The sequence below is a fragment of the Algibacter sp. genome, from assembly GCF_039977455.1.
Lineage (GTDB): Bacteria > Bacteroidota > Bacteroidia > Flavobacteriales > Flavobacteriaceae > Algibacter_B.
Window position 1 is genome coordinate 64,341 of record NZ_JBDWDG010000014.1, and the last position, 26,259, is coordinate 90,599.

Consider the following 26,259-nt stretch of genomic DNA (forward strand, 5'->3'; position numbering starts at 1 on the left):
AATGAAACAAACAATTAACATATTTTGGTTTAGACGCGATTTAAGACTAGACGACAATAAAGGGTTTTACGAAGCTTTAAAATCTGACCTTCCTGTTTTACCAATATTTATTTTTGATTCTAAAATTTTAGAAAATCTACCTGAAAATGATGCACGAGTAACGTTTATTTATGAAACCTTACAAGATATGCGCTCTACCTTACAAAAACAACATAACAGTAGTATAGCCCTGTTTCACGGCAAACCAGTAGACATTTTTAAAAGTTTAGTTAAAGATTACAGCATTAAAACAGTTTACACAAACCATGATTATGAGCCATATGCCAAAGAGCGTGATGGTAACATAGATGTTTTTTTAACTGAAAGTAATATTGACTTTAAAACCTTTAAAGATCAAGTAATTTTTGAGAAAGATGAAGTAGTTAAAAAAAATGGCGACCCTTATATGGTTTACACACCTTATATGAAACTATGGAAACAAACATTCAAATCTCATAATTTAGAATTTTTTTACACCCACTCACATTTGGATAATTTGATAGATCACTCAAGCCTACCAAACCTAAATTTATCTGATATGGGCTTCAAAAAATCTACACAGAAAATAGTCCCCTTTACGGTAACACCAACACTTATTCAAGAGTATGAAGCCACACGTAATTTCCCCGCTAAAGATAGCACATCCAGACTTGGTCCGCATTTACGTTTTGGAACGGTAAGCGTTCGAAAAATGGTACAAAAAGCTATAGCAGAACATAACGAAATATTTTGGCAAGAATTGATTTGGCGTGAGTTTTTTATGCAAATCCTTTGGCATTTTCCGCATACTCTAAATGATAGTTTTAAGCCCAAATACGATCGTATTGAGTGGCGTAATAACGAAACAGAATTTAAAGCTTGGTGCGAAGGCAAAACAGGTTATCCGTTAGTTGATGCAGGCATGCGCCAACTTAACCAAACAGGATTTATGCACAACCGAATTAGAATGTTGGTTGGTAGTTTTCTTTGCAAACATTTACTTATAGATTGGCGCTGGGGCGAAGCTTATTTTGCCGAAAAACTGCACGATTACGAGATGGCAAGCAACGTAGGTAATTGGCAATGGGTGGCAGGTAGCGGTGTTGATGCTGCTCCTTATTTCAGGATTTTTAACCCAACAACCCAAATTCAGAAGTTTGATAAAAACCTAAACTACATAAACCAATGGGTTCCAGATTTTCAAGAATCAACCTACCCACAACCTATTGTAGAACATAAATTTGCAAGAGAACGCTGTTTAGAAACTTATAAAGCCGCATTAAATTAATCCTAAATAAAAAACCTTTTTAAAGCAACCCTTAAAACAAACATATGAGATAGCGATTGAACGGCATGTTTGAGCTCAAGACTTTCGAGGTGCCCGTAGTGAAAGTGCTCGCTTGTGGAAACGCCTTAAAATTTAATAATTATATTTACAAGTGAATGCTTAAATGAGCTTAAGGAAAAGACAATTTGATGGAACAAAAATTTATAGAGGAGATAACTTTTAAAAATAAAACCTTTGCCGAAAATGAATTTGAAAGAGGCGATTACGAATTATGCACCTTTATAAATTGCATTTTTTTGAATGCCAATTTATCGGGTTCACGATTTATAGAGTGTGAGTTTCATGATTGTAATTTAAGCTCTGCCAATATTTTTGATACAGGATTTCAAGAAGTCCTTTTTAAGGGATGTAAACTACTAGGTTTAGATTTTGAAAAATGTAGTGATTTTGCTTTCAATATTAAGGTAGAGCAATGTCAACTAAATCATGCTTCTTTTTTTAAAATGAATCTTAAAAAAACACGATTTAAAGGTTCTAAGCTAGAAGGTGTTGATTTTACAGAATGTAATTTAATTGATGCTGTTTTTGATGACTGTAATTTAATAAACTCAACATTTTTTAACACGAATTTAGAAAACACGAACTTTAAAACATCCGAAAATTTTAAAATAGATCCCGAAAACAACCGTTTAAAAGGGGCTAAATTTTCGTTGTTAAATGTAGAAGGACTATTAACTAAATATCAAATAAAAATTGAATAAGGTTATGAAAAAAATTTATTCGGTTGAAGAATACATTGAGGAACACAGTAATTTTAATGAGGCACTAACGCTATTAAGAACGCTTATATTAACCACCGAAGTTGAGGAAGCCATAAAATGGAATGCGCCAACTTATATGGTTAACGGTAAGAATGTTTTAGGTTTAGGCGCTTTTAAAAATCATTTTGGCATTTGGTTTTTTAACGGTGTATTTTTAAAGGACAGGCATAACCTATTAGTTAACGCCCAAGAAAACAAAACAAAAGCCTTAAGGCAAATGCGTTTTGAAAGTACCGAAACTATAAACAAGGATATCGTTTTAGCTTATGTAAAAGAAGCCATCGAAAACCAAAAGTTAGGTAAAGAAATAAAAGCTTCCAGAACTACTAAAAAAGATATTACCATTCCTTTGGAGCTTACAGTAGAATTGGGCGCTAATCCTGAACTAAAAGATGCTTTTATTAACCTAACACCAGGCAAACAACGTGAATATTGCGAGTATATTGATTCCGCAAAAAGAGAGGCCACCAAGCAAACGCGTTTAGAAAAAATTAAACCTATGATTTTAAATAATAAGGGATTGCATGACAAGTACAAAAATTGCTAACCTAATACTAGTTACGATATCTAGATTTGAGTATTATATAATTAAGCGACACTTAAATAAGATACTTTCTTTGTCGATTCGAGGATGCTCCTTTGTGTCGATAATTTAAGATTTTTAAATTCATTTATTTGACAGACTCTATCTTTCTTAGTATTGTTCTGATTTAAGTACAATTCAAAAACCGATAAGTATTCTAACATTTTAAGTTTACTACTTAATTGTTCTTTCTCTAAAGCCAAATCTTGTATCCGTTTTGCTTCAAGGATTTTCAACTCTTTATTAGATCCTTTTAAAAATCTAAATTCAAGCCTAAAATGCTTATAATTTATGTTTTTCAAATCAAAATTACTTGTAAAACTTGAACGCTTTAAATTTAAATTTTTCTTTAAATAATTAATTAAGTTAATTAAGGTCGTTTTATGTAGAAAGACAAATAAGAAAGCACTGTTTATTGTTAACACCACTAAGCAAATAAAAAGTAAACCCATGATAAATAAATTTTAAATTAATTAACAATTCATTTATAAGACAACCCATTTACGGTTTACCCTACCTAAAATCAAAAAAAAACTTAAAAATATAATGTAAACATACCCAAAACATATTGTGGCATGTCGCATATAAACATAAAAAAAGCCTCCTTAAAAGGAAGCTTTTTTATAAATATATAAAAAGTAAAATTACTTAACCGTTGCAGGAGCATTAAGTTTAGAACTCATTTCCATAGAAATGGCAGATCTATCAAACTTTAATTTTCCCGCCATGGTTTCAATAACACAACTGTTATCTTTATCATTTAACTCGGCAATTTTACCGTGTAAACCACTTTTGGTAATTACTTTATCGCCACGTTTTAATTCGGCTGCAAATTTCTTTTCTTTTTTAGCTCGTTTCATTTGTGGTGCAATCATAAAGAAATACACAACTACGAACATTAAAATAAATGGCAAAAATTGCCCAATTCCTTCTCCCATTGTCTAGATTATTTAGCTTTTAGCTGGTGCTGATTTATTAGGATCTGGTTTTACAAAGGCTGTGATTTTTACAATTTCAGACCCCTTTTCGGTGTTAGCAGTTACGGTTATAGTTTTAGTTACTTTGTTAGATCCGCTACCATTAAATTTAACTGAAAACTTCCCAGAATCTCCAGGTAATAATGGCTCTCTACTCCAATCTTGAGGTACAGTACACCCACAAGAACTTTTAATATCTGTAATTACTAAAGGAGCATCCCCCTTATTAGTATAACTAAAAGTAGTTTCAACAGCTGTTTTAGCTTCAATTTGGCCAAAATCATGCTCAGTTTTATCAAAAACTAACACAGGGAATTTAGATGCAACAGCATCTCTTTCTGCTGCTACTGCAACATTAGCTTCATCAATTTTTTGAGCGGCATTATCTTTACAAGAAGTAAATGCAACTAAACACAAGGCACCAAGTCCGAATATTATTTTTTTCATTATAGGTTTGTTTTTAATTTTTTAGATGGTAAAAATAGCAATTATTTAAAGGATTAAAAAGTTTTGTATTCTTCTTAACATTTATTTGTAATTTAAAAATCGCCTTACATAAGTCCACGACCTATTTTATTTAATTCACCAGAGGCTTCATACTCTTTCACTAACTTATCTAAAATACCATTTATAAAAATGCTACTTTTAGGTGTTGAGTATTCCTTCGATATTTCCAAATACTCATTAATAGTTACTTTTACCGGTATTGATGGAAAATTATTCAACTCGCAAATAGCCATTTGTAATAAAACATAATCTACCGTGGCAATACGATCCGAATCCCAGTTTTTTGTTTTTTGGTCTATTTCGGTATTTATAGCCGTACTTTTTAAAAGGGTTTTCTTAAACAAATCAATTGCAAATTGTTTGTCGTCAATATCCTTATATAACTTTGGAGTAAAATAATTTTCTGGCGACGTTTCTTTAACCTTCCTAAGTAACTTTAAAATAGTGGTATTAACCGTAGGAAGGTCATCTAACCAAGTTAGGTTTTTATCCTCCATATAATCATAAAGTTTCTCATTAGGAGCAATAATATCTTTAAAAACATCAACCAAAAAGTTTTTATCCTCTTTAAAATCAGACACTCTAGTTTGCATATACACCTTGTATAAATCGCTAGCCAAAATATCTTTAAAAATAAGATCTACATACTCACCATCTAAATCCCAATTATTAATATTATGGGCTTTTAATTGGTCTGCTAAAGGCAAGTTTTCCTTTAGGCTTTTAAGTATTTGGTTGTTAATAAACTTTCGGTTTGGGTCCTTATCTTCCTTAGTAGCAAGATGCTTATTTTGTTTCTTTTTTAAATCGTTTTCAGCACGTTTCTGAACTTCAATTAACAGGGATATTAATAACAAGTACAAGTTGTACATATTATCAATACTATAAAGCAAAAATTTCTGATCTTTAGAAAAATCGTCACTCTCGCTTCCCTTAAAGGCATACATGGTTTGCATAACTTTCACACGTATATGTCTTCTATTTAGCATCATTACAAAGAACTTTTAATTAAAAAATACAAACTATTTTTCATTGTTTTTAGAGCCGCAAAAGTAATACTATATTTTAGTACAAAACAATAAAAATTAAAGTTATTTGGGCGTTACCCTTAAAGGGTCGGGCTATCCATTACAAGTCCTCGCACCTCCTACCTCGGGCTGTGGGCTTTTTATTACTATCCCTAACGCGGATATAACTAAAAAGTATAGTGCTTACCGTAGCAGCTAGCATATTTTAAAAGATATTTAACACTTTGAAAACCTTATAAACAATCATATTCCTTATTAATAAGTTATATTTGCATTCCTATTCCTAATTAGGTAAATGAAAGAATTAAAACACTTAAATAAATACTTTTATAAATACAGAACGCACCTTATAATTGGCTCTTTTATAACCGTTATAGCGCGTTTATTTTTGCTATATACACCACGTTACGTAAAAAAAATATTTATAGCCATTGAAAAATACTTCGATAAATCGATAGACGAAACTGTTTTCCGCTCAGATTTACTCGAAGCTATTCTTTATATTATAGGTGCTGCGCTAATAGCTGCGCTACTTACTTTTTTTATGAGACAAACTATTATTAATGTGTCTCGTAATATTGAGTACGATCTAAAAAACGAAATTTACGCCCAATACCAGAAGCTTTCTTTAAACTTTTACAAAAGTAATCGTACCGGCGATTTAATGAACCGCATAACCGAAGATGTATCACGTGTTAGAATGTACGCAGGTCCGGCATTAATGTATAGTATAAATACTCTAGCACTTTTTGTCATTGTTATTATTTATATGGTAAATGCATCACCAAAATTAACGCTTTACACCGTAGTACCGCTTCCTATATTATCTATAATAATTTATAATCTTAGTAAAGAAATCCATAAACGAAGTACTATTGTACAGGAATATTTATCAAAACTTTCCACATTCACACAAGAATCTTTTAGCGGTATATCGGTAATAAAGGCCTATGGTATAGAACCACAAACTTCGGTAAACTTTAAAACCCTTGCTAAAGAAAGTAAAGAAAAACAAATTAACTTAGCTAAAGTACAGGCGTGGTTTTTCCCGACAATGATATTACTTATTGGCACCAGTAATTTACTTGTTATTTATATTGGCGGTATGCAATACATAAACGGCGAAATAGAGAGCATTGGTACTATTGCAGAGTTTATTATTTACGTTAATATGCTTACATGGCCGGTGGCCACCGTGGGGTGGGTAACATCTATCGTACAGCAAGCCGAAGCTTCACAAAAACGAATTAATGAGTTTTTAAAAATTGAGCCAGAAATTAAAAATACAGTAACCCAACATTCTGAAATTACGGGCGATATTGTTTTTAATAAAGTATCTTTCACCTATAGCGATACCAATATTAAAGCCTTAAAAGAAGTTAGTTTTAGTGTTAAAGAAGGGGAAACTTTAGCCATTTTAGGAAAAACTGGATCCGGAAAATCTACAATCCTCGACTTAATTGGCCGTCTATATGATATCGACTCAGGTTCAATAACCATAAATAACAGCGAAATTAACCAACTTAATTTAAACGATTTAAGGGATAGTATTGGTTATGTGCCACAAGATGCCTTTTTGTTTTCCGACTCTATAAAAACCAATATTAAATTTGGTAAGCAAGATGCTACAGATAACGATGTTATAGAAGCAGCAAAAAATGCACAGGTACATAAAAACATAATTAAATTTAATAAAGGCTACAACACGGTTTTAGGCGAACGTGGTATCACCCTTTCTGGCGGACAAAAGCAACGTGTGTCCATTGCCCGAGCATTTATTAAATCGCCAAAAATATTATTACTAGACGATTGCTTATCGGCTGTAGATACAGAAACAGAAGAAAAAATATTAAAAAACCTCAGCAAGATTTCAAAAGGAAAAACAGCGCTTATTGTAAGCCATAGAGTATCATCGGCTAAAAATGCAGACAAAATAATTGTTTTAGAAGATGGCGAGGTAGTCCAAGAAGGCACACACGACACCTTAATTAATGTTGATGGTTACTACAAACATTTATACCTTAAACAACTTAGTGAAACTAATGAAAACACCCCTTAATTATTTAAAAATTAAGGATATAGAATCGTGTTTTATTACAGACTATTTCTACAAATACATCAAATTGCAGCAAAAGTAAGAATTGACGCAACCTTCTGGTTTTTAAATTAAACGCAAAGAATTTGAATAATCTAAAAAGAAAATTCATTATTTATTGGTTTATATCGTTTTTTTTTAGATTTTTGATACAATAATTATAAAATAAATTATGAATAACGGTATGATGGAGAAAGAGGAAATTTTTTCAAAAGTATTACGAGCAGGACGACGAACTTATTTTTTTGATGTTAGAGCAACCAAAGCCGAAGACTACTACTTAACGATTACAGAAAGTAAAAAATTCACCAATGATGATGGATCGTTTCACTACAAAAAGCATAAAATATATATTTATAAAGAAGACTTCGCAGAGTTTAAAGATATTTTAGCAGAAATGACTGATTATATCATTAACGAAAAAGGCGATGAAGTAATTAGCGAGCGTCATCAAAAAGATTTTAAAAAGGATTTTGAAGACAACGGTTCTAGAGTTACCGAAGCTGATATTAAAACAGAAACTACTGGAAGTTTTACAGATATAGATTTTGATGATATTTAATTATACAAAAACCACAACTAACCGTTGTGGTTTTTTTTTATAGTTTAACGGCAATTAAAGCAATGCACAAACTTAACATTACATAAGCTACTGCCACTTGCCAACCCAACGTCAATAGTAGTATGGTTAATACACATAATAGCCATAAGGGCGCTAATGTTATTACAACTGCAAACCTAAAAGTTGATATAAATTCTATTTCTATAATTTTTGGTTTTACCAAAAACCGCCAAATTAAAAATGGTAAAACGTAAACACATTTAAGTAAGGCTAAAAAAACTTGTTTTAATAAGCCCGAATTAACTACCTTTTGTGGCGTGCAATCCTGGAATTTTGATTCTACACAGGCATTAACTGCCTTGGGATTTAAAAAATCAACCTCCAAGCGTTCCAAAGCTTCCATAGTACTGTCGTAATTGTTTTTAGCAATATCTGTTGTCAATTGGCCAATTTCAAATTGTATTTTAGATTTCAACTTAACAATAGCTCCATTTCTGTCTTCTAAATGGTATGGTTTTGCAGCAATAGGCTTACCAAAATAAATAGACGCACTATCTGGAAAACACGCAGCTTTAGCATAATTTAAACCTACAGGTACAAGTTGTAAATCGGCATTGGGAAAGGATTCTAATGTTTCAAACACAATTCTTGTAAAACCCTTACTTAAAGGCCTTACCATTCTTTTTAAACTATGGTTCCCTTCAGGAAAAATAACAATACATGCGCCATTATTTAAAAGCTTTGAGCAGGTTTCAAAAATCGCTTCGTTATTAGATAGTTTCCCCCAACCATCACGAATTCTATACACCGGGAGCATTTGAAAGCTTTTTAAAATTTTTGCAACAAAAGGTTTATTAAAAACCCCTGCTCGAGTTAAAAAATACGAAAACCTTCCGCTTTTAACGGCTATTATCAAGGCATCTAATAAGGCATTTTGGTGGTTACTTAATAATAAAACAGGTTTGCTTTTTTCAACATGTTCAACATTATAAATTTTAATCCTTCTAAAATAGAAAAATAGACCTGCGCTTATGTAAGCTCGAATAAAGTAAAGCCAAATTAATTTCAAACCGCAACTGTTTTATGTTTTGACCAAAAAAATGCTATTAGCAATCCAGAAACAATATGCCAAATACCCCAAAAGGCTGCAAGAATAGCCATTCCTCCTAGCCCATTAAAAAATGTAAAAATTAATAATAAACCTAAACCCGAGTTTTGTATACCTGTTTCTATCGCTAAAGTTTTTTGATTTTCATAGGACAATTTAAAACCTCTTGCTACTACAAATCCTAGTGCTAAAGCTAAAATATTATGCCCTATGCCTATAAATAACACATGATGTATATGGGTATTAAAAACATCTAAATTCTTTAAAAATGCTATAATCACTATAGCTATAAACACAACAACAGATAAAGGCTTAAGTAATTTTGATAATTTTAAAGCCAAGGCCTCCTGTCTTAATCTTAGCCCCATACCTAAAACTAAAGGCAACCCTAAAATTAAAAGTACTAGTTTTACCAACTCCCACGAATCAAGTTCGACCGTGTTTAACACTTGCGCTGTAGGTTCATATAATTTACTATAAAAATGAAAATTAAAAGGCGTCATAACCAACGCCAAAAGGGTTGCAAAAGCTGATAGACTTATAGACAAGGCTACATTACCCTTAGCCAATTGGGTTATAAAATTAGAGATGTTTCCTCCAGGACAGGCTGCTACCATAAACATACCTAAAGCAATACTTGGCTGTGGTTCTATTAGTTTAACTAAAAAAAAAGTAGCCAATGGCAGTAAGAAAAACTGAGATATTACACCTACAAACAATAATTTAGGCTGTTTAAAAAGTATTTTAAAATCATTTACAGTAATACCTAAGGCAACCCCAAACATAACAACTGCAAGGGCAATATTAAGCACCCAAAGCCCTTTACTATCAAAATTAATTTGAACCTTATCTAATTCTAGCATATTTTAATTTACAGCCGTACCATTTTTAACCTTTTCTTCTGGATTTAAAAGCACCACCTCCTTGTCTTTAACAGCTCCAAGCACTAAACATTCACTCATAAATTTTGCGATTTGTTTTTTAGGAAAATTAACCACTGCTATAATTTGCTTATTTAGCAAATCAGATTTTTTATAAAGGGTTGTTATTTGAGCCGAAGATTTTTTGACACCTAACGCTCCAAAATCTATGGTAAGTTGATACGCAGGCTGTCTTGCTTCAGGAAAATCGTTAACATCAATAATTGTTCCTATGCGTAAATCGATTTTAGAAAAGTCATCAAAAGTAATTGTGTTATCCATTTTTTAAAAATACAAATTTTAACGAACTTTGAGCAAATCTTTAATTATGGCTAGAACACCTTCAAACATGCTTCCTTTAAATACTGAAGCTCCAGATTTTTCACTTTTTGATACCGTTTCTGGTTCTGTTTTAAAACTAAGTGAATTAAAAGGCGATATCGGAACAGTTATCATGTTTATATGTAACCACTGTCCTTTTGTAATCCATTTAAATTCTGAAATTGTTGCTATAGCAAATGCTTACGCGAAAAAAGGATTAGGGTTTATAGCTATTTCCAGTAATGATGTTGTTAATTACCCTCAAGATTCTCCAGAAAAAATGAAGGCTCATGCAAAAAAAGAAAATTACCCTTTTCCTTATTTATATGATGAAACTCAACAAATAGCGAAGGCCTATGATGCCGCTTGTACACCAGATTTCTATGTGTTTAACAGAGAATTAAAATTAACATATAGAGGGCAATTAGATGATTCTAGACCAGGAAATAACATTAAAGTTACTGGTAACCATTTACGCCACGCGTTAGATTGCTTATTAGAAAATAAAGAAAACACCCAATTACAAAAGCCAAGTATTGGTTGTAATATTAAATGGAAAAACTAATCAAACTTAAGTTGCCAAATACCTATATGCTGCCATGCACCAAACTTAAAACCTACTTCTTTTAAATGAGCTACTTTTTCAAACCCAAACCTTTCATGAAGCTTTATACTAGCATCATTAGGAATGGTTAAAACACCAAGTACAGTATGGAATTTTGCTTCTTTTAATAATTTTAATAACTCGGCATAAAGTGTTGTTCCTACCTTTTTACCATGGGCATTATGCTTTACGTAAACCGTAGACTCTACCACATAATTGTAAGCGGGTTTTGACCTAAACTTACTACCATAAGCATAGCCTATAATTTCATTTCCTTCTTCGAAAACAATAAAAGGATATTCTGCATTTATAGTTTTTAATTTTTCTGTAAACGCCTCTAAAGTTACCGCTTCAAGGTCGAAAGTTACCGTAGTATTTAACACATAATAGTTATAAATAGCAAGTAATTGGGGCACGTCATTTATATGAAAAGCTCTTACCATCTATAACCAACCTTTTCGTTTCATTAAATTTTCGATGTGGGCATAATGGTGATTACTGTGCCACGCATACATACCAATATTATAGCTTAAAAAGACTTCACTGTTAGTTTCCGGATGAATAAAACATTTGTTTAATTCGTCTTCAGACAAAGTCTTTAGAATATATACTAACTTAAAATGAATCGCTTTTAAATGCTGTAAAGACATATTTATTGGCGCTGATTTAGAATCGATAAGTTCTGCCCAACGGTCTTCAAAATAAGCTTTTATAACAGGTTTATCTTCCGTTAAGGCCCATTTAAAACGAGTGTAACTGTGGTGATGACTATCTGATAAATGATGAACAACTTGTCTAATAGTCCAACCTTCGGGTCTGTATTCGGTATTTAATTGTTGGTCTGACAAATGTTTTACAAGATTCTCTAAACGCTTAGGAAAATCTTCTAAAATAGAAATCCAATGCTCTATTTGTTTATTAGAAATAGTAGCTGGACAATTAAACTGTCCTATAGGATATTTAAGCCGTTGCAATTCTTCTTCTGTCATAGAAACAAATATATAGAATTGCTAAGAAACTTCCATGAGCCTTTTTTCCACAAAGTTTAAAGCTTCGTAAATAGAATTGAAATGTTTTATGTTTTTTGGATAAAAGAGTTTCTCAATCATGGTATTTAAAATTCCAGATCTGTTTTGAGACACTATGCAATACGCTTTTAAATTATAACTTTGTTTAAAAAACTTTAACCAATCGATAGCTAGAACCGAATATGAGTTTATCCTATTAGAAATAAAAACAAGCTCACCGCCATTACCTCCGGTAAATCCAAAAACATCTTCCACTATTTTTTGAGCATGCTCATCCCAACTAAAGTCTACATCTTCTTTAACTTCGGAAACCACAAAATTTTTAAAAATAAATATATCTGCGAAAGCATAATTAAACTCTTTAAGCACCTCAGAATATGTTTCGGTGTCCTTTATACTAATCATCCTGTCAATTATTATAAGCCATTAATTTAAGTTATTTTTTCGGTAGCTGGATTAATTATTCCCTAAAAAAAAAAAGCGTCTAAAAAAAGACGCTTTTTTGCTAAAATGTTTTTATACTTAAATTACTTTTACTTCACTGCCATTAACTCAACATCAAAAACTAAAGTAGCATCTGGTGGTATAACACCTCCAGCGCCTGCGCTACCGTAACCTAAATGACTAGGTATTACTAAACGTGCTTTATCGCCAACTTTTAATAAACCAATACCTTCATCCCATCCTGGAATAACTTGACCAACTCCTAATGGAAAATCTATTGGTGAATTACGTTTGTAGGACGAATCAAAAACCGTTCCGTCAGATAATTGACCTTTATAATGTACAGAAACCGTTTGTCCTTTTTCTGCCTTTACACCATCTCCTTTTTGAAGAATTTGGTAACGTAAACCACTTTCAGTTTTATCAAAACCAGCAGCTAATTTATTTAATTCTGCTTCGGCAGCAGCTTTTACTTCTGCTTCTCTTTTTTCTCTAGACCCTTCAAAAGTTCTAAAAGCTTCAACTGGATTAAATGCTTCGGCATCTTCTCCTACTCTTACAATTTCTAAGCTATCAATTTTATCACCTTGAGCAATAGCGTCAACAACATCTTGTCCTGTTACAACTTTACCAAAAACAGTATGTTTACCATCTAACCATGCTGTTTCTACGTGTGTTATAAAAAACTGACTTCCGTTTGTTCCTGGTCCTGCATTGGCCATAGACAATACTCCTGGTCCGTCGTGTTTTAAATCTGGATGAAACTCATCGTCAAACTTATACCCCGGATTTCCTGCTCCCGATCCTTGTGGACATCCACCTTGAATCATAAAATCTGGAATAACTCTATGAAACTTTAATCCATCATAATATGGTGTTCCTTGAGGTTTAACCGAGTTTTCTAAGTTTCCTTCTGCTAAAGCTACAAAATGACCAACTGTTCCTGGTGTTTTTGTATACTCTAGGTTTACAAGAATTTCTCCTTTTGTAGTATTAAATTTTGCGTATAATCCGTCTTGCATTGTTCTAAATTTTAAGATGTGCAAAGATAGGAAAGTTAGTTAAAAGTTCTTACCAAAGGAATATAAGTTTTATAAATGCTTAACATATCGCTTTAGCGGAAAGTAAAGCCCACAAAAAACAAACAGGATAACTGCACATTGTAAGATTTTAAGCTAAAAAAAAATGATTATTGAAAATTACAGTAAATCTTTTAAGGCGGGTTCTAAATAATTATATTTAAACGAAAATCCTTTATTTACTATGTTTTTAGAGCTTACGCGCTGACTTTCAAATAACAATACATGCATTTCTCCTAAAACCAATTTCAAAACACCTTTAGGAACATTAGGCATAAACAAGGGCCTTGACAATACATTTGCAACTGTTTTTGTTAACTCGGTATTAGTGACAGGATTTGGTGAAACACCATTAAAAACACCAGGTAATTCATGCTCTAGAACATATAAAAACATGTGTACTAAATCTTGAATATGAATCCAAGATTGCCACTGCTTACCTGATCCAAATGCAGAACCTAAGCCTAATTTTATGGGTTTAGTCATTTCTTTAAGCGCACCTCCTTTATTTGATAATACTAAGCCAATCCTTATTTTAGAAACCGCAATATTAAGTACTTCAAACCCATCGACAGCTTCTTCCCATGCGGTAACTACTTGGCCTAAAAACGATGTACTAACTTCACTTGAAGATTGATCGTAATAATTGGTTAGCGAATCTGGGTAAATACCAATGGCACTAGCCGAAATTACGTGTTTAACAGTATGATTTATGGTTTTTAATGTGCTTATTAATAAGTTTATGGTTTCTGTTCTGCTAGAAAGAATCACTTTATTATAGCGCTTTGTCCAACGTTTTGAAATAGTTGCACCAGCTAAATTTATTATTACATGAACACCCTCAAAACAATTTTCATCAATTTCATTTGTTTTGGGGTTCCAATAGAAACCTTTATAATTTTCATTTTGAACAAGTTTAGATTTACTAGTAGTTAAATAGTTTACCTTAATCTCTTTGTCATGACAAAGTTTAACTATTTCTCGACCAACCAAACCAGTTGCTCCTGTTATTAAAACACGCATTTTTCTTTTTTTATTAAAGTTACAAAATGGATGTCCTAAGTACTAACGTTTTATATAAGGTTTAACAAATTGAACGTAAAAATGTACAAAATAAAAAATCTTACAAAGTTGCTAGGGTAAAATATAAAAGTGAAATGGATGTTATAATTAAACAAACTCCTGACTCTCCAATGATTATAACAGACTATTTAGTAGCTCTCAACATTTCTCGTTTTCCTGGAGGCCCTGGAAGCCTTTCAACTATAAAACCAACAGCCTGCATTGCCCTGCGCACACTACCTTTAGCCGAATAGGTAACCAATACGCCTTTAGGTTTTAAGGCTTTATACATAATTTCAAAAATGGGTTCGGTCCATAACTCAGGTTGAACACGCGCACCAAAGGCATCAAAATAAATGATATTGTATGTTTCAACATCATTTATTTCTATAAAAAATTTTTTCTGCTTTGTTAATGTAAAGCTATCATGAATTTGATGGGGTTCTTCCCAAGTGGTATTATGTAACTTATTAAACAGTAAATCGCTGTTTTCAGCTTTTAATGATTTTGTATAATTAAGAGCATCTATTTCTTCATCCGAAACAGGGTAAGCTTCAACGCCCGTGTAAATTATATCTAATCCTAGTTTTTGCGCTTCTAATAAGGTAATAAAAGCATTTAGCCCAGTACCAAAACCTATTTCTAAAATGGTTATATTTTTGGATTCTAAAACAGTTCCCGAACTGCAATGGAATGAATTATAATGTTGTACCCCATGTTTTATAAATACATGATAGGCTTCCTGTATGGCACCATGTATGGAGTGGTATTGCTCGTTCCAATCGGCAATTTGAATGGTGGTTGAGCCATCACCAGTTATTATTATTTCGCGTTTCATGGGGCTATAATTGTTATTTTTAATACTTACTTTTTATTTTGATAATTGCATTATATACAGACAATAAGCAATCCTTAACAATACGCTTAGATTTGAAATTAGCAAAGAGTTGCGTTAAAGGTTGAAAATGAAACATTAATGTTCATAAATTCTTTAATATTAAAAATATTCGCTGAATAAAGGCGCTAAGCTCACCTCCTTGTGGTAAACCGCCTTCCTACAGGCAGGCCATAAATTATTAATATATTATTCCTCTACCAAAACACCATCGGCCTCGAAAGAATACGTACGTTTTGGGGTGGTTATGGCTGCAATATCTTGAGCAGATTTCCCTGCGTCTTCGGCGTAATGCCTTTGCTCATCGACCGATACCTCGGTAACAAATGCTTTTCCGTTCACAATTACTTGCTTGCCCTTTATGTCTTTGGGCACAAAAAAGGCGTAGTCTTTAAATTTAACCATAACCTCGTTTTCATTGTCTAAATTTAAACGCATCCAGCAGCCTTTAGCCTGACAGACATCGTTAACCGTAGCTATTATTTTAGAGTTAATGCTATCGCCACTTTTCATGGTTTTATAATGTTCCGCCATAGAGCTTGCCGCAATAGCATCGTTGGGAATAATAGTCGCTCCAAAGGATGCATATTCTATTTTTTCTGGTTTTACTGTATTTTTAACATCTTCCTTGGTTTTATTATTGCAAGAAATTAACATGAAAACGCAAATTATCACTAAAGAAATTGACTTCATAGAACAAATTTTTCGATTTTATAGGATTTGTGTAAATATACCGCTTTTTTAAAAACGTTTTTCTTTAAATTTGTACTTATAAATAACTTGGAATATGAATTCTATAATCAACGACATTGAGATTATAAAGACAAAAAACTCGAAAATTAACGAGATAGATTTTGACAATTTAAAGTTTGGAAGTGTTTTTTCTGACCATATGTTAGAATGCAATTTTAAAGACGGAAAATGGCAAGCACCAAAAGTGCTTCCTTATCAACCTATTGTGTTGAATCCATCGGCTAAAATTTTTCATTATGGGCAGTCTATTTTTGAAGGCATGAAAGCTTACAAAGATGTAGATGAAAATGTCTGGTTATTTAGACCGTTAGATAATTTTAAGCGTTTAAATATTTCCGCAAAACGTTTGGCTATTCCTGAATTACCAGAAAACTATTTTATGGATGGCTTAAAGGCGCTTTTGGAGGTTGACCAAGATTGGATTCCTAAAAACGAAGGAAGCTCGTTATACATAAGACCATTTGTATTTGCTTCTGGAAATGGTTTTCATGCATCGCCAGCCGATGAGTATAAATTTATTATTTGTACTGCGCCTTCTGGTGCTTATTTTGCTGGTGAAGTTCGTGTTTTAATTGAAGAGAAGTATTCGCGGTCTGCTAACGGAGGTGTTGGTTTTGCCAAGGCTGGTGGTAATTATGCTGGTCAGTTTTACCCAACACAATTAGCTATTGATAAAGGGTACCAACAGGTAATTTGGACAGACGATAATACACATGAGTATATTGAAGAAGCTGGTGCGATGAATATTTTTATTCGTATTGATGATACTTTAATAACTGGACCTACAAGTGATAGAATTCTTGATGGTATTACTCGTAAAAGTATTATTGAACTTGCTAAAAAGGAAGGTATAAACGTTGAAGTTAGAAAAATAACGGTTAGCGAAGTAGTTGAAGCTGCTAAAAACGGATCGTTAAAAGAAATGTTTGGTGCGGGAACTGCTGCGGTAATTTCTCCAATAGCTGGTTTTGGTTATAAGGATGAAGATTATGAATTACCTAAGCTTGATGAAACTTACGCAAGTTTCTTGAAAAAACGTATTACAGATATACAAACTAATAAGGCAGAAGATATTTTTGGATGGCGTTATAAAGTTTAAATTTAATAAGTAACCAAAAAAAAGAGCCTCTAAAAAATTAATTTTAGAGGCTCTTTCTTTTTTTGATTAACGTGTGCTTGTATATGGTAGGCTTACTTGGTTCTTTTAAGCCTAACTGATGCAGCACCTATTAGTGGCCTTACACCATTTAACCCATTATCTGTATAACTAGCTTTAAGCACCAGTACATTGTCGTCTTCTGAAGTACTAGGCATGATGCTACCTTCTTGAGGTAATGATTTTTTATCGCCATCATTTTTAGCCAACGACATAATATATGTTGCTATTTGTCTAGTTTCCTCATTGGAAATACTTGGATGTGCAGGCATCATGACTTCGCCCCAAACACCACCACCACCATTCACAATTTTATTTTGTAAATATGGAATAATTTTTTTCTGGCGTTTATACTTTTCTGCTACAGCTAAATAATTTGGACCAATTGAAGCTTCTTTTTCCTTATGGCAGGCTTTACAATCCATAGCCTGTGTTAAGGCCTTACCAGTAACTTCGGCAGAGGCTTGTTGGTGTCCAAGTGTCATATTAGCCTCGTCCATACCTTCTAAATAATCAACTGAAACAAATATATTGTTAGGATTAACATCCGTATTTCCATCAGGATCAGTTACAGTTACCTTATATTTTACAGGTGTTCCTGAAGCAAAAGTTAATGTGTTTCCATCTAATATATCGATAGTTACTATAGGTTTAGAATTACCAACAACTATTGAAGATAAATTGGTGTGCGTAACACCACCTTTATCATCTTTAACATTTAAAGCAATGTTATACTCTCCAATATCGGTATAAGTATAGTTGATTTCTGGTTCTGTAGTTTCTTTAGTTTCTCCATTACCTAAATCCCATACATAAACTATGGCATCACCATCACGATCAAAAGCTTCTGCTTTAGCTGTAATTGCCAACGGCGCTGCTCCAGAGTCTTTATTAACTGCAACATTTTCAATTACTGGAGGTCTGTTTCCCGCATTATAAGAAATATAACCTAACGATGAATTTAAGTTATGACTGTACCATCCGCTACCATATTCCAAAATATAGAGTCTTCCATCTGGGCTAAGTTCCATATCGATAGCAGAATTTATTTCCACCTCGGGAGCAAAAGGTTCCATTTTATTAAACGTACCATCTTCAAAATTAGTTACGGCCATCATCCAACCACGCATCCAATCGTATACAATTAGCTTACCGTCGTAATACTCCGGTAATCCACCTCCATTAGGAAACATATCTGAATAATACGTTGGTCCTGCCATTGCATTTCGACCACCTGTTCCAACTTGCGGAAAATCGCCTGATTTTGCATAAGGGTAATAAACAAATGCAGGCATTGCTTCTGGCAATATGGTAAGCCCTGTATTGTTTCTTGAATCGTTTATAGGTTTTTTAGGATTAAAAGTAATGCCGCTTTCCCCTGTTTCATAATCATAATCCACATAAGGTATATTATTAGCAATAAATAATGGCCAACCAAAATTACCCGCTTTTTGTGCTTGCCCTAACTCATCATATCCTTTAGGACCACGATTTTTAAAATCGTCTTTTCTAGAATCTGGACCTACCTCACCCCAATACAAATATCCTTTTTTAGGATCTACCGAAATACGATACGGGTTACGATGCCCCATAGTATAAATTTCTGGTCTTGTTTTTTCTGTACCTTTAGCAAACAAATTGCCTTCTGGAATAGTATAACTACCATCTTCACTCACTTTAATTCGTAAAATTTTACCTCTTAAATCGTTTGTGTTTCCTGACGAACGTCTGGCATCGTATTGCTCATGACCAGGTATATCGTTTAAGGGTGCAAAACCGTTACTTACATATTCTACATTTCTCTCATTAAAAGGGGTTGTGTTATCACCCGTAGAAAGGTATAATAATCCATTTGCATCAAATGTAATAGAACCACCGGTATGACAGCAAATTTCTCTATCTGAATTAACATCTAGAATAACCTGCTCTGAAGCTAAATCGAACACATTGTCCTTAAACTTAAATCTAGATAAACGGTTTATCCATGCGTCTCCTGTTGGACTATAATACACATAAATCCAATTATTTGTTGCGTAGTTAGGGTCTTTTTGCAACCCCATAAGGCCTTCTTCAGCGTTTACTTTAGGCGTATTTAAGGTTTTATGATACACATCTAAATTAGCGACTTCTATTAATTCTTTAGTGGCATCCTTATATAATTTAATTTTCCCTCTACGTTCTGCAACCAGCACATCATTGTTAGGTAAAACAGTCATTTCTGTAGGTTCAAAAAAGTCACCTTCCTTTAAAGTTACTTTTGAAAAACGATCGGCATCTGGAGGGGTTTGAGTCGTTGATTTGCTATAATCTAAATTTTCATTTTTCCCTATGGCATATTGGATCCCTCCTAAAATATGCTTTAAAAAATCTATTTCTTCATAACTTTCTTTGGTGTGACCTCCACCCGTGTAAAATGCACGTCCACCGTCATAATCGTGATACCACGCAATAGGATGAAAATCGCCATTTTCGCCACCTTTATAAGTAGACTCATCTAGCGTTAAAATGACATTAACATCAGGATTATTTTTTTTGTAATTATACAACTCATCTGTTCTATGCCAAACAGTATCCTTTAAATGCTTATTCGCTATAAAGCCTTTATCTTTTACTATAAAATCGGCTTCAGGAGTACCTCGCGGGTGGCTTAAAAATTGTGCTCCAACTAATTTAGTATACCATCCCCAATCATATTCCGTATCGGTTGCTGCATGAATTCCAACATAACCACCTCCCGCTTGAATATAACGCTCGAAAGCTGCTTCTTGCTTATTATCTAATACATTTCCTGTAGTACTTAAAAAAATTATAGCACTGTACTTTTTTAAATTCTCATCCGTAAATAAGTCGGCATTTTTTGTAGCATCTACCTCAAAATCATTTTCTAAACCTAGTTTTTTTATGGCTGCTATTCCAGCTGGAATTGACTTATGCTTATAGCCTGAAGTTTTTGAAAACACTAATACTTTTGCTACACCATCTCTTTGATTATTACAACTACTAATAATAAAACCGATCACAACAACTAAAACAACAACAATTCTTTTCATTTAAAATATATTTATAATCATTAACACCTTAATTTCAATTTATAATTAGATAAAAATTTATTTATCTAAAATAGCTTTTATATTTGGTTTAAAGTAATTAGGCCCCTTTAAAACTTTACCATCTTCACGATAAATAGGTTCGCCGTTTTTGCCTAATTTACTCATATTACTGCGTTGTATTTCTTCAAAAACCTCTTCAATTTTATGTTGCATTCCGTGTTCTATAATAGTACCACATAAAATGTAAAGCATATCGCCTAAAGCATCGGCTACCTCAACCAAGTCGTTGTTATTTGCGGCTTCTAGATACTCTTCATTTTCTTCTTTCATTAAATTGAAACGCAAGTGGTTTTTGTTTGTACCTAAATCGGCTTTGGGAGTTTCTCTATGCCCTATTTTAAACGCGGTATGAAATGCTTTTACATCCTCAATTTTATTTTTCATATATACTTTTTTCTTTAATAATTACTGGAAATTATTGTTTATTCATTCCCACAAATACCAATAGCTATAGGGAGGGAATCTCATGAATATTCTATAAATTTGCATAAAAGTAACTATATGTTTAGTAAAGGTCAAATCATTTTCGGAATTATATTCTTCATAGCGTTCGCAATAGTTATTGCTTTTACCTACCGAAAAGACTTTAAACTACATAAACGCTTTTATAGTGGTAGTATTTGGGTTTTAGTTGCCTTTATTAGCTTCATTCTTTTAATTTCGGCTATTAAGTTCTTCTTTAAGTAGACCTATTTTCACTACTTTTCATCGATTTTTTTATTAATTAGGAAAGTGTTTTTATAAATTAATGGTCTCCCTTAGATTATTTTTTAGCACAGGTATTGTTAATACCTGTTTTATGCACATATGCTAATCTTATTAATCGCTCTCATTATGAAACAACTTTTACTTTTTTCTGATTAGCCTTTTGTACTTCTTTAAGTCTAAACAGTAAAACTCTATTCCAAAAGACCATAGGAGCCATTACGTATAAGGATGTTGAAGATGTAATAAACACCACTGATGTTTTTTTTAAAATTATTGGTGTTTCAGAATCTGACTAATCTGAATTATCGGGAGACAAAACTGAAAATTATCATGTCGAAACTGACTATAGTATAAGAATGTGGGTGGAAGCAGTAATAAATATCCTGTTTCTGCCATTATTAACCAAACCAATTAAAAATGAAAACACTAAAAATTTTACTTGCATGTTGTATTTGTATTAACACCCTATTTTTAAAAGCTCAAAGTTATGTGGGCCATTCCGTCGACAATTATTCAGGAGTTCACGGCTTAATTTCAAACCCTTCTAATGTAGTAGACTCTAGAGTTAAAGCCGATGTAAATTTATTTTCTGCTAGCGTTTTCGGTGGAAGTGATTATTTTGGAATAAACGTAGGAGATGTTATAAAATCTGATGGCGGTTTTGATTTTGAATCTGATGCTAAAAAATTTCCTTCTGATGCGAACAACTTCTTTTTAAATGCCGATATACTAGGACCTTCATTTATGTTCAACCTTACTCCAAAAAGCAGTTTTGGTGTAGTAAGTAGAGTGCGCGCCTTATTTAATATAAATAATATTAGTGGCGAACTTTATGAAAATCTAGCAGATAATTTTGATACCGACGAAGATTTTGATTTTAACTCTAAAAACTTAACAGGAACCATACATGCCTGGGCCGAAATAGGCATAGTATATGGTCGGGTACTTATTGATAAAGAAAACAACTTTTTAAAAGGTGGTGTAACTTTAAAATACCTACAAGGTGCTGGAGGCTTATTTATAAACAGCCCTAATTTTACAGGTAATTACACCGCTGCTAACAAAACCTTAGAAACAACAGGAGCATTGCAATATGGCATTAGTCAAGATTTTGATAATGATGATATTGAATTTAATAATTTAACTTCAGGTTTTGGTGCCGATATAGGTTTCACTTATGAGTTAAGACCTAACGTAGATTTAGATTCATTATCTAAAAAGCACAACAAATATAAATTGAAAATTGGAGCTTCTATTACCGATATCGGGTCTATAGATTATAAAGAAAGTGTGGTAACTACTTATGATTTAAACGCTACGGTAGATGCGTCAGATTATGATGAGGACACTGAAGATTTTTTAGATAATAACTACACTAGTACCGAAGAAACTATTGCTCAAAAAATAAGCCTACCTACGGCGTTTCACTTTTTGGCAGATTACAACATAAAAAATAAACTTTATGTAAGTTTACAAACTAATTTATCACTAGTAAAGAAAAACGTGGCAAACAGTAACAGCATTATTAACTCTGTAACATTAGCGCCACGTTTAGAAACTAAATGGTTTAGCATCTATTCACCTGTAAGTTTCAGGCAATATGGTGATATAGCTTGGGGTGGTGGCATTCGATTAGGACCGCTAATGGTGGGCTCTGGTTCTATCCTGTCAAATCTATTGTCGGACACCTCAAAAACTACAGATGTTTATTTGGGTTTAAAAATTCCTATTTACCAATAAGCAACAGCAGTATATTTAATAAAAATCCCCTTCACTGGGGATTTTTTCGTTTAAATATTAAACTTATAGTACTGAAAAATTAAAATACCGACTATATAAACTCACAGAAAAAACATTACAAAAAATTTAATGTTAACAGAAAAAGAAACGCTTTGAATAGGCCATATTTAGTAACTTAACCCTAAAAAAAACAATAATTTACACACCAAATAAAAAAAAGTGTTTTTCTACGCAACCTTTTTCAACTATCGACATCTATTAAATAACTAAACCATATTAAAATGAATATTATATTAATTATTAGTGCTCTAATTATTTTTAACGTCATCTTATTAGTCTTTAGTGTTAACAAGAAAACAGAACCTTAAATGGCAGGTTTACCGTTTAGATTCCAACCCTTTTTAAACAATACTTCCACCTTTTAAAACTTACCACTTTCCTTTATGTTTCAATATTAACAACACCTGTAAACATTAATTAAAACATACCACTTTCAGAATACACCCTTTTAGTTTAACCTTAATTTATTTCAAATAGGATTAGAACCATTACCTTAAAGCAATAGGTAATGCAATGGTTCCATTTAGTGCTGCCTTATAAACTTCTTTTAAGTACTAAAAATCATTATATTTGATTATTAAATCTCGCAAATATTTTTTATGAAGGCTGCTAAATACATTTTATTTTTATTTTTAATTGCTATTATTGGCTTAGCTATTTATATTGCTGTTCAGCCTAATAGTTTTGAGGTTTCAAGAACCAGAACTATAAATGCACCTGCAGCCGTAGTTTATAATAATGTAATAGATTTTAAAAATTGGGAAGCTTGGTCCTCTTGGGCAGAAGCGGATCCAGACATGACTATCACCCTTGCCGAACAAACTAAAGGTGTAAATGGTTCGTATTCATGGGAAGATAAGGACGGTATTGGTACCCTTAAAACAACGCAAACTGTAGTTAACAATTCTATACACCAACAAATGCAATTTGCAGATTTTCCTTCATCCGATATCTCATGGCATTTTGAGCCCAACAAAAACGGAACTACCGATGTTACCTGGAAAATTTCAGGTAAAGATTTACCATTCGGTTTTAAGGCATTCACAACTTTTATGGGTGGCATGGAAAAACAAATTGCACCACATTACGAGCGTAGTTTAGAAAAATTAGATAGTATAGTGCAGGAAAGCATGAAAGTCTACACTATTAATATTGATGATATCACCGAGTATGGCGGAGGCTTTTATTTGTATAAAACCACATCGGCTTCTAGTGCCAATATTAGCAGAATAATAGGTAAACAATTTGGAGAAATAATGACTTACATGGCTCAAAATAACATTGTTACAACTGGTATGCCATTTACCATTTATAACGAAATGAATTCCGAAAATGGAAGTGTTATAATGAGCAACGCTATACCTGTAAGGGACCGCGTAACTGTTGACGACTCAAGTGAAGTTTTATGCGGATACATACCAAAAACTACCGTTTTAAAAACAACCTTAAAAGGGAACTACACGAACTTACCAGAAGCTTGGGAAGCTACAATGGAATACCTTGTGGCCAAAAACCTTGAACAATCCGATTTAAAACCTTTTGAAATTTACACTAACGATCCAGGTAATTTCCCAAATCCGGCAGATTGGATTACAGAAATTTATATCCCAATAAAATAGTATATGAAAAATATTTTATTGGTTTTTTTGGGTGGTGGTTTTGGAAGTAGCTTGCGTTATATAATTGGCAAATACCTCAACAATGTCGAAACTGGAATACCTTATGGCACTTTTGCAGCTAATATATTCGGAAGCTTATTAATAGGAATGATATTAGGTTTAGCGGCAAAAAACAACAGCCTTTCTCAAAGTCACACCTTATTATTAGCCACAGGATTTTGTGGCGGCTTTACAACCTTTTCTACCTTTGCTTACGAAAACCATGTGTTTTTAAAATCTGGAGATTTTACAAGTTTTGCTGTATATACTATTGCCAGTTTTGTTATTGGCTTTTTAGCTGTTTTTGCAGGGATGTACTTGGTGAAGTAACTCCTTGACTTTGTAATAAATTTCAACTAAATTCGTTTAACGACAGGTATGCATAAAAACATTAAACAAACCCTCCAAAACCCCATAAACCTAATTTTTATCAAACGCCTTAACCCCAGCCTCTACTCTAGTTTTTAAATAATTTTTTCTTGGCACTATGGGGCAAGAATATTTATCGTTATAGGCACAATATGGGTTATAAGCTTTGTTGAAATCGATTTCCATGGTACTGCCTTCAGGAATACTAGCATCTAAATAACGCCCACCACCGTAACTTTCTAGTCCGTTGGTTTGATCTAGAAAAGGGAGAAACAAATAATCCTCAAAACCTTCCTTGTTCATTAAATCCTGACCTTGATAGATTTCCAATTGATAGGATTCTCCTTTCAATTTAAAATTTAAAATCCCAAAAACCCGTTCTTTAGACACTCTACTTGTTGTAGTTTTCATGTTAAACCATTTACTTTCTGGCGTTCTCGTTAGTTTTGCTGTTACCACATAGGAAGAATCAAACTTAAAAAAATCTAATCCATCAAAGTTTTTTCTATCCTTATCTTTTAAGGGCGATTTACTAGCATCTTTAAAGTCTGCATTCAATTCTATTTGAAATTCAGTTTCACCTTTTATAGCGCGCTTATCTTGTGCACAACTTAATACAGATGATAAAACCAAAGTAAAAATTAGTAGATTTCTCATTACTTATTTGGGTTAAAAGAAGGATTAAGATTAGTATTATACGACTGTAATAAATCGGTTGAAAAGGTATTAAAAGTTTCTTCGTCTGAAAATGATTTAATTTTTTCAGGATCAAAATTACCTTGTAAGTAATAGGCCGTAGTTTGGGTTGCTGTACTATTAAAAATAATAGCATGAGTTACTACAGCACCTAATTCTATTACCGAAATAATTCGGGTATTATCAACTTCATTCTGTCTAAAAACATCCGTATAACCACTGTTTGTTACTGCATTCATTTCGGCAATTAAGGTGTTTCGTTTAATAGCGTTTGTATTTTCGAACTTTATATATTTAAAATCTGAAATATTTCCAATTGCATTTTTTACCTCTGGCGAAATGTTACTTAAAACAGCCTTCATAAAATTAGGAACTTGAAAGGATGTTGTTCCCATATCTGCTTTATGATTATTATAAAATCTTTGAAAACTACTACCACAAGATACGAGTAGAACACTTAAGAGGAAAACTAAACTTATCTGCTTCATTTTTAAATTTTATCATTGAAAAACGCAAGTTAAAATTATTTTACCTAGATTTGAAGTTAGAAAGAAATAAAAATGCGTAATAACGTCACTATTTATAAAAAGCAATCGACTTCATGTTTAAAGGCAAGTTGTTGGGCTAGTTATATATTGTATTGATGTTTATATAAAATATTACAATATT

Annotated in this window: 28 protein-coding genes; 10 read left to right on the top strand and 18 right to left on the bottom strand. The window is 32.7% G+C overall.

What is annotated here, in order from left to right; translation table 11 throughout:
- Position 1: 1 nt before the first annotated feature.
- From ABJM36_RS05320 to ABJM36_RS05330, 3 genes are all read left to right on the top strand, one after another.
- Positions 2-1,306, top strand: coding sequence for a deoxyribodipyrimidine photo-lyase (locus ABJM36_RS05320; protein ID WP_348449937.1), 1,305 nt, complete (start codon positions 2-4; stop codon positions 1,304-1,306).
- A gap of 188 nt (positions 1,307-1,494) precedes the next feature.
- The gene (locus ABJM36_RS05325; RefSeq protein ID WP_348449939.1) at positions 1,495-2,067 is read left to right on the top strand and encodes a pentapeptide repeat-containing protein; all 573 of its coding nucleotides are present in this window, start codon (positions 1,495-1,497) and stop codon (positions 2,065-2,067) included.
- A 4-nt stretch (positions 2,068-2,071) separates the two neighbouring features.
- Entirely contained in the window at positions 2,072-2,674 is a 603-nt protein-coding gene (locus ABJM36_RS05330; RefSeq protein ID WP_348449941.1) for a DUF1801 domain-containing protein, read from the top strand.
- A 41-nt stretch (positions 2,675-2,715) separates the two neighbouring features.
- Here the strand turns inward: ABJM36_RS05330 and ABJM36_RS05335 are convergent, their stop codons facing one another.
- The 4 genes from ABJM36_RS05335 to nusB form a co-directional block, all read right to left on the bottom strand.
- Positions 2,716-3,162, bottom strand: coding sequence for a hypothetical protein (locus ABJM36_RS05335; protein WP_348449943.1), 447 nt, complete (start codon positions 3,160-3,162; stop codon positions 2,716-2,718).
- A 192-nt stretch (positions 3,163-3,354) separates the two neighbouring features.
- Positions 3,355-3,648: a preprotein translocase subunit YajC gene (gene yajC / locus ABJM36_RS05340; RefSeq protein WP_348449945.1), complete on the bottom strand. Its 294-nt coding sequence runs from the start codon at positions 3,646-3,648 to the stop codon at positions 3,355-3,357.
- Positions 3,649-3,660: 12 nt separating this feature from the next.
- Positions 3,661-4,134: a DUF1573 domain-containing protein gene (locus ABJM36_RS05345; protein ID WP_348449947.1), complete on the bottom strand. Its 474-nt coding sequence runs from the start codon at positions 4,132-4,134 to the stop codon at positions 3,661-3,663.
- Positions 4,135-4,238: 104 nt separating this feature from the next.
- Complete coding sequence (nusB, locus tag ABJM36_RS05350; RefSeq protein WP_348449949.1) at positions 4,239-5,186, bottom strand: transcription antitermination factor NusB; 948 nt, start codon at positions 5,184-5,186, stop codon at positions 4,239-4,241.
- 331 nt (positions 5,187-5,517) lie between these two features.
- Here nusB and ABJM36_RS05355 point away from each other — a divergent pair, with 331 nt between their 5' ends.
- The gene (locus ABJM36_RS05355; protein ID WP_348449951.1) at positions 5,518-7,281 is read left to right on the top strand and encodes an ABC transporter ATP-binding protein; all 1,764 of its coding nucleotides are present in this window, start codon (positions 5,518-5,520) and stop codon (positions 7,279-7,281) included.
- A gap of 205 nt (positions 7,282-7,486) precedes the next feature.
- A complete protein-coding gene (locus tag ABJM36_RS05360; RefSeq protein ID WP_348450169.1) occupies positions 7,487-7,879 on the top strand; it encodes a PUR family DNA/RNA-binding protein in 393 nt (130 codons plus the stop codon).
- A 37-nt stretch (positions 7,880-7,916) separates the two neighbouring features.
- On the opposite strand, the gene ABJM36_RS05365 is transcribed toward ABJM36_RS05360, so the two are convergent.
- The 3 genes from ABJM36_RS05365 to ABJM36_RS05375 are packed head-to-tail and all read right to left on the bottom strand — an operon-like array spanning position 7,917 to position 10,189.
- Positions 7,917-8,948, bottom strand: a complete 1,032-nt coding sequence (locus tag ABJM36_RS05365; RefSeq protein ID WP_348449953.1) for a lysophospholipid acyltransferase family protein — start codon at positions 8,946-8,948, stop codon at positions 7,917-7,919.
- The gene (locus ABJM36_RS05370; protein ID WP_348449955.1) at positions 8,945-9,850 is read right to left on the bottom strand and encodes a bile acid:sodium symporter; all 906 of its coding nucleotides are present in this window, start codon (positions 9,848-9,850) and stop codon (positions 8,945-8,947) included. The genes ABJM36_RS05365 and ABJM36_RS05370 overlap by 4 nt, the downstream gene beginning before the upstream one ends.
- Positions 9,851-9,853: 3 nt before the next feature.
- Positions 9,854-10,189, bottom strand: a complete 336-nt coding sequence (locus ABJM36_RS05375) for a tRNA-binding protein (protein WP_348449957.1) — start codon at positions 10,187-10,189, stop codon at positions 9,854-9,856.
- Positions 10,190-10,235: 46 nt separating this feature from the next.
- Between ABJM36_RS05375 and ABJM36_RS05380 the strand changes: the two genes are divergently transcribed.
- A complete protein-coding gene (locus tag ABJM36_RS05380; RefSeq protein ID WP_348450171.1) occupies positions 10,236-10,793 on the top strand; it encodes a thioredoxin family protein in 558 nt (185 codons plus the stop codon).
- Here the strand turns inward: ABJM36_RS05380 and ABJM36_RS05385 are convergent.
- The 7 genes from ABJM36_RS05385 to ABJM36_RS05415 form a co-directional block, all read right to left on the bottom strand.
- The gene (locus ABJM36_RS05385; protein ID WP_348449959.1) at positions 10,790-11,275 is read right to left on the bottom strand and encodes an N-acetyltransferase family protein; all 486 of its coding nucleotides are present in this window, start codon (positions 11,273-11,275) and stop codon (positions 10,790-10,792) included. The two genes, ABJM36_RS05380 and ABJM36_RS05385, sit on opposite strands and share 4 nt — an antisense overlap.
- A complete protein-coding gene (locus tag ABJM36_RS05390) occupies positions 11,276-11,821 on the bottom strand; it encodes a YfiT family bacillithiol transferase (protein ID WP_348449961.1) in 546 nt (181 codons plus the stop codon). It abuts the gene before it with no gap.
- Positions 11,822-11,842: 21 nt separating this feature from the next.
- A complete protein-coding gene (locus tag ABJM36_RS05395; protein WP_348449963.1) occupies positions 11,843-12,265 on the bottom strand; it encodes a hypothetical protein in 423 nt (140 codons plus the stop codon).
- A gap of 128 nt (positions 12,266-12,393) precedes the next feature.
- On the bottom strand, positions 12,394-13,326 hold the full coding sequence (locus ABJM36_RS05400; protein ID WP_348449965.1) for a peptidylprolyl isomerase: 933 nt from the start codon (positions 13,324-13,326) through the stop codon (positions 12,394-12,396).
- Between the two features lie 177 nt (positions 13,327-13,503).
- Positions 13,504-14,406, bottom strand: a complete 903-nt coding sequence (locus ABJM36_RS05405) for a TIGR01777 family oxidoreductase (RefSeq protein WP_348449967.1) — start codon at positions 14,404-14,406, stop codon at positions 13,504-13,506.
- A gap of 184 nt (positions 14,407-14,590) precedes the next feature.
- On the bottom strand, positions 14,591-15,283 hold the full coding sequence (mnmD, locus tag ABJM36_RS05410) for a tRNA (5-methylaminomethyl-2-thiouridine)(34)-methyltransferase MnmD (protein ID WP_348449969.1): 693 nt from the start codon (positions 15,281-15,283) through the stop codon (positions 14,591-14,593).
- A 246-nt stretch (positions 15,284-15,529) separates the two neighbouring features.
- A complete protein-coding gene (locus ABJM36_RS05415) occupies positions 15,530-16,033 on the bottom strand; it encodes a DUF4920 domain-containing protein (RefSeq protein ID WP_348449971.1) in 504 nt (167 codons plus the stop codon).
- Positions 16,034-16,127: 94 nt separating this feature from the next.
- Between ABJM36_RS05415 and ABJM36_RS05420 the strand changes: the two genes are divergently transcribed.
- A complete protein-coding gene (locus tag ABJM36_RS05420; protein ID WP_348449973.1) occupies positions 16,128-17,192 on the top strand; it encodes a branched-chain amino acid aminotransferase in 1,065 nt (354 codons plus the stop codon).
- A gap of 92 nt (positions 17,193-17,284) precedes the next feature.
- Here ABJM36_RS05420 and ABJM36_RS05425 read toward each other — a convergent pair whose 3' ends face one another.
- Both ABJM36_RS05425 and ABJM36_RS05430 read right to left on the bottom strand, forming a co-directional pair.
- Positions 17,285-20,299, bottom strand: a complete 3,015-nt coding sequence (locus ABJM36_RS05425) for a ThuA domain-containing protein (protein WP_348449975.1) — start codon at positions 20,297-20,299, stop codon at positions 17,285-17,287.
- 57 nt (positions 20,300-20,356) lie between these two features.
- Positions 20,357-20,743 carry a nucleoside triphosphate pyrophosphohydrolase family protein gene (locus ABJM36_RS05430; protein ID WP_348449977.1) on the bottom strand — a complete coding sequence of 129 codons (387 nt, stop codon included), beginning with the start codon at positions 20,741-20,743 and terminating at the stop codon, positions 20,357-20,359.
- A gap of 741 nt (positions 20,744-21,484) precedes the next feature.
- Between ABJM36_RS05430 and ABJM36_RS05435 the strand changes: the two genes are divergently transcribed.
- The 3 genes from ABJM36_RS05435 (at position 21,485) to crcB (ending at position 24,855) form a co-directional block, all read left to right on the top strand.
- The gene (locus ABJM36_RS05435; protein WP_348449979.1) at positions 21,485-22,807 is read left to right on the top strand and encodes a DUF5723 family protein; all 1,323 of its coding nucleotides are present in this window, start codon (positions 21,485-21,487) and stop codon (positions 22,805-22,807) included.
- A 659-nt stretch (positions 22,808-23,466) separates the two neighbouring features.
- Positions 23,467-24,486: a GyrI-like domain-containing protein gene (locus ABJM36_RS05440; RefSeq protein ID WP_348449981.1), complete on the top strand. Its 1,020-nt coding sequence runs from the start codon at positions 23,467-23,469 to the stop codon at positions 24,484-24,486.
- A 3-nt stretch (positions 24,487-24,489) separates the two neighbouring features.
- Positions 24,490-24,855, top strand: a complete 366-nt coding sequence (crcB, locus tag ABJM36_RS05445) for a fluoride efflux transporter CrcB (RefSeq protein WP_348449983.1) — start codon at positions 24,490-24,492, stop codon at positions 24,853-24,855.
- Positions 24,856-24,945: 90 nt separating this feature from the next.
- On the opposite strand, the gene ABJM36_RS05450 is transcribed toward crcB, so the two are convergent.
- Positions 24,946-25,551, bottom strand: coding sequence for a DUF1684 domain-containing protein (locus tag ABJM36_RS05450; RefSeq protein WP_348449985.1), 606 nt, complete (start codon positions 25,549-25,551; stop codon positions 24,946-24,948).
- The gene (locus ABJM36_RS05455; RefSeq protein WP_348449987.1) at positions 25,551-26,078 is read right to left on the bottom strand and encodes a DUF4252 domain-containing protein; all 528 of its coding nucleotides are present in this window, start codon (positions 26,076-26,078) and stop codon (positions 25,551-25,553) included. The genes ABJM36_RS05450 and ABJM36_RS05455 overlap by 1 nt, the downstream gene beginning before the upstream one ends.
- Positions 26,079-26,259: the final 181 nt, after the last annotated feature.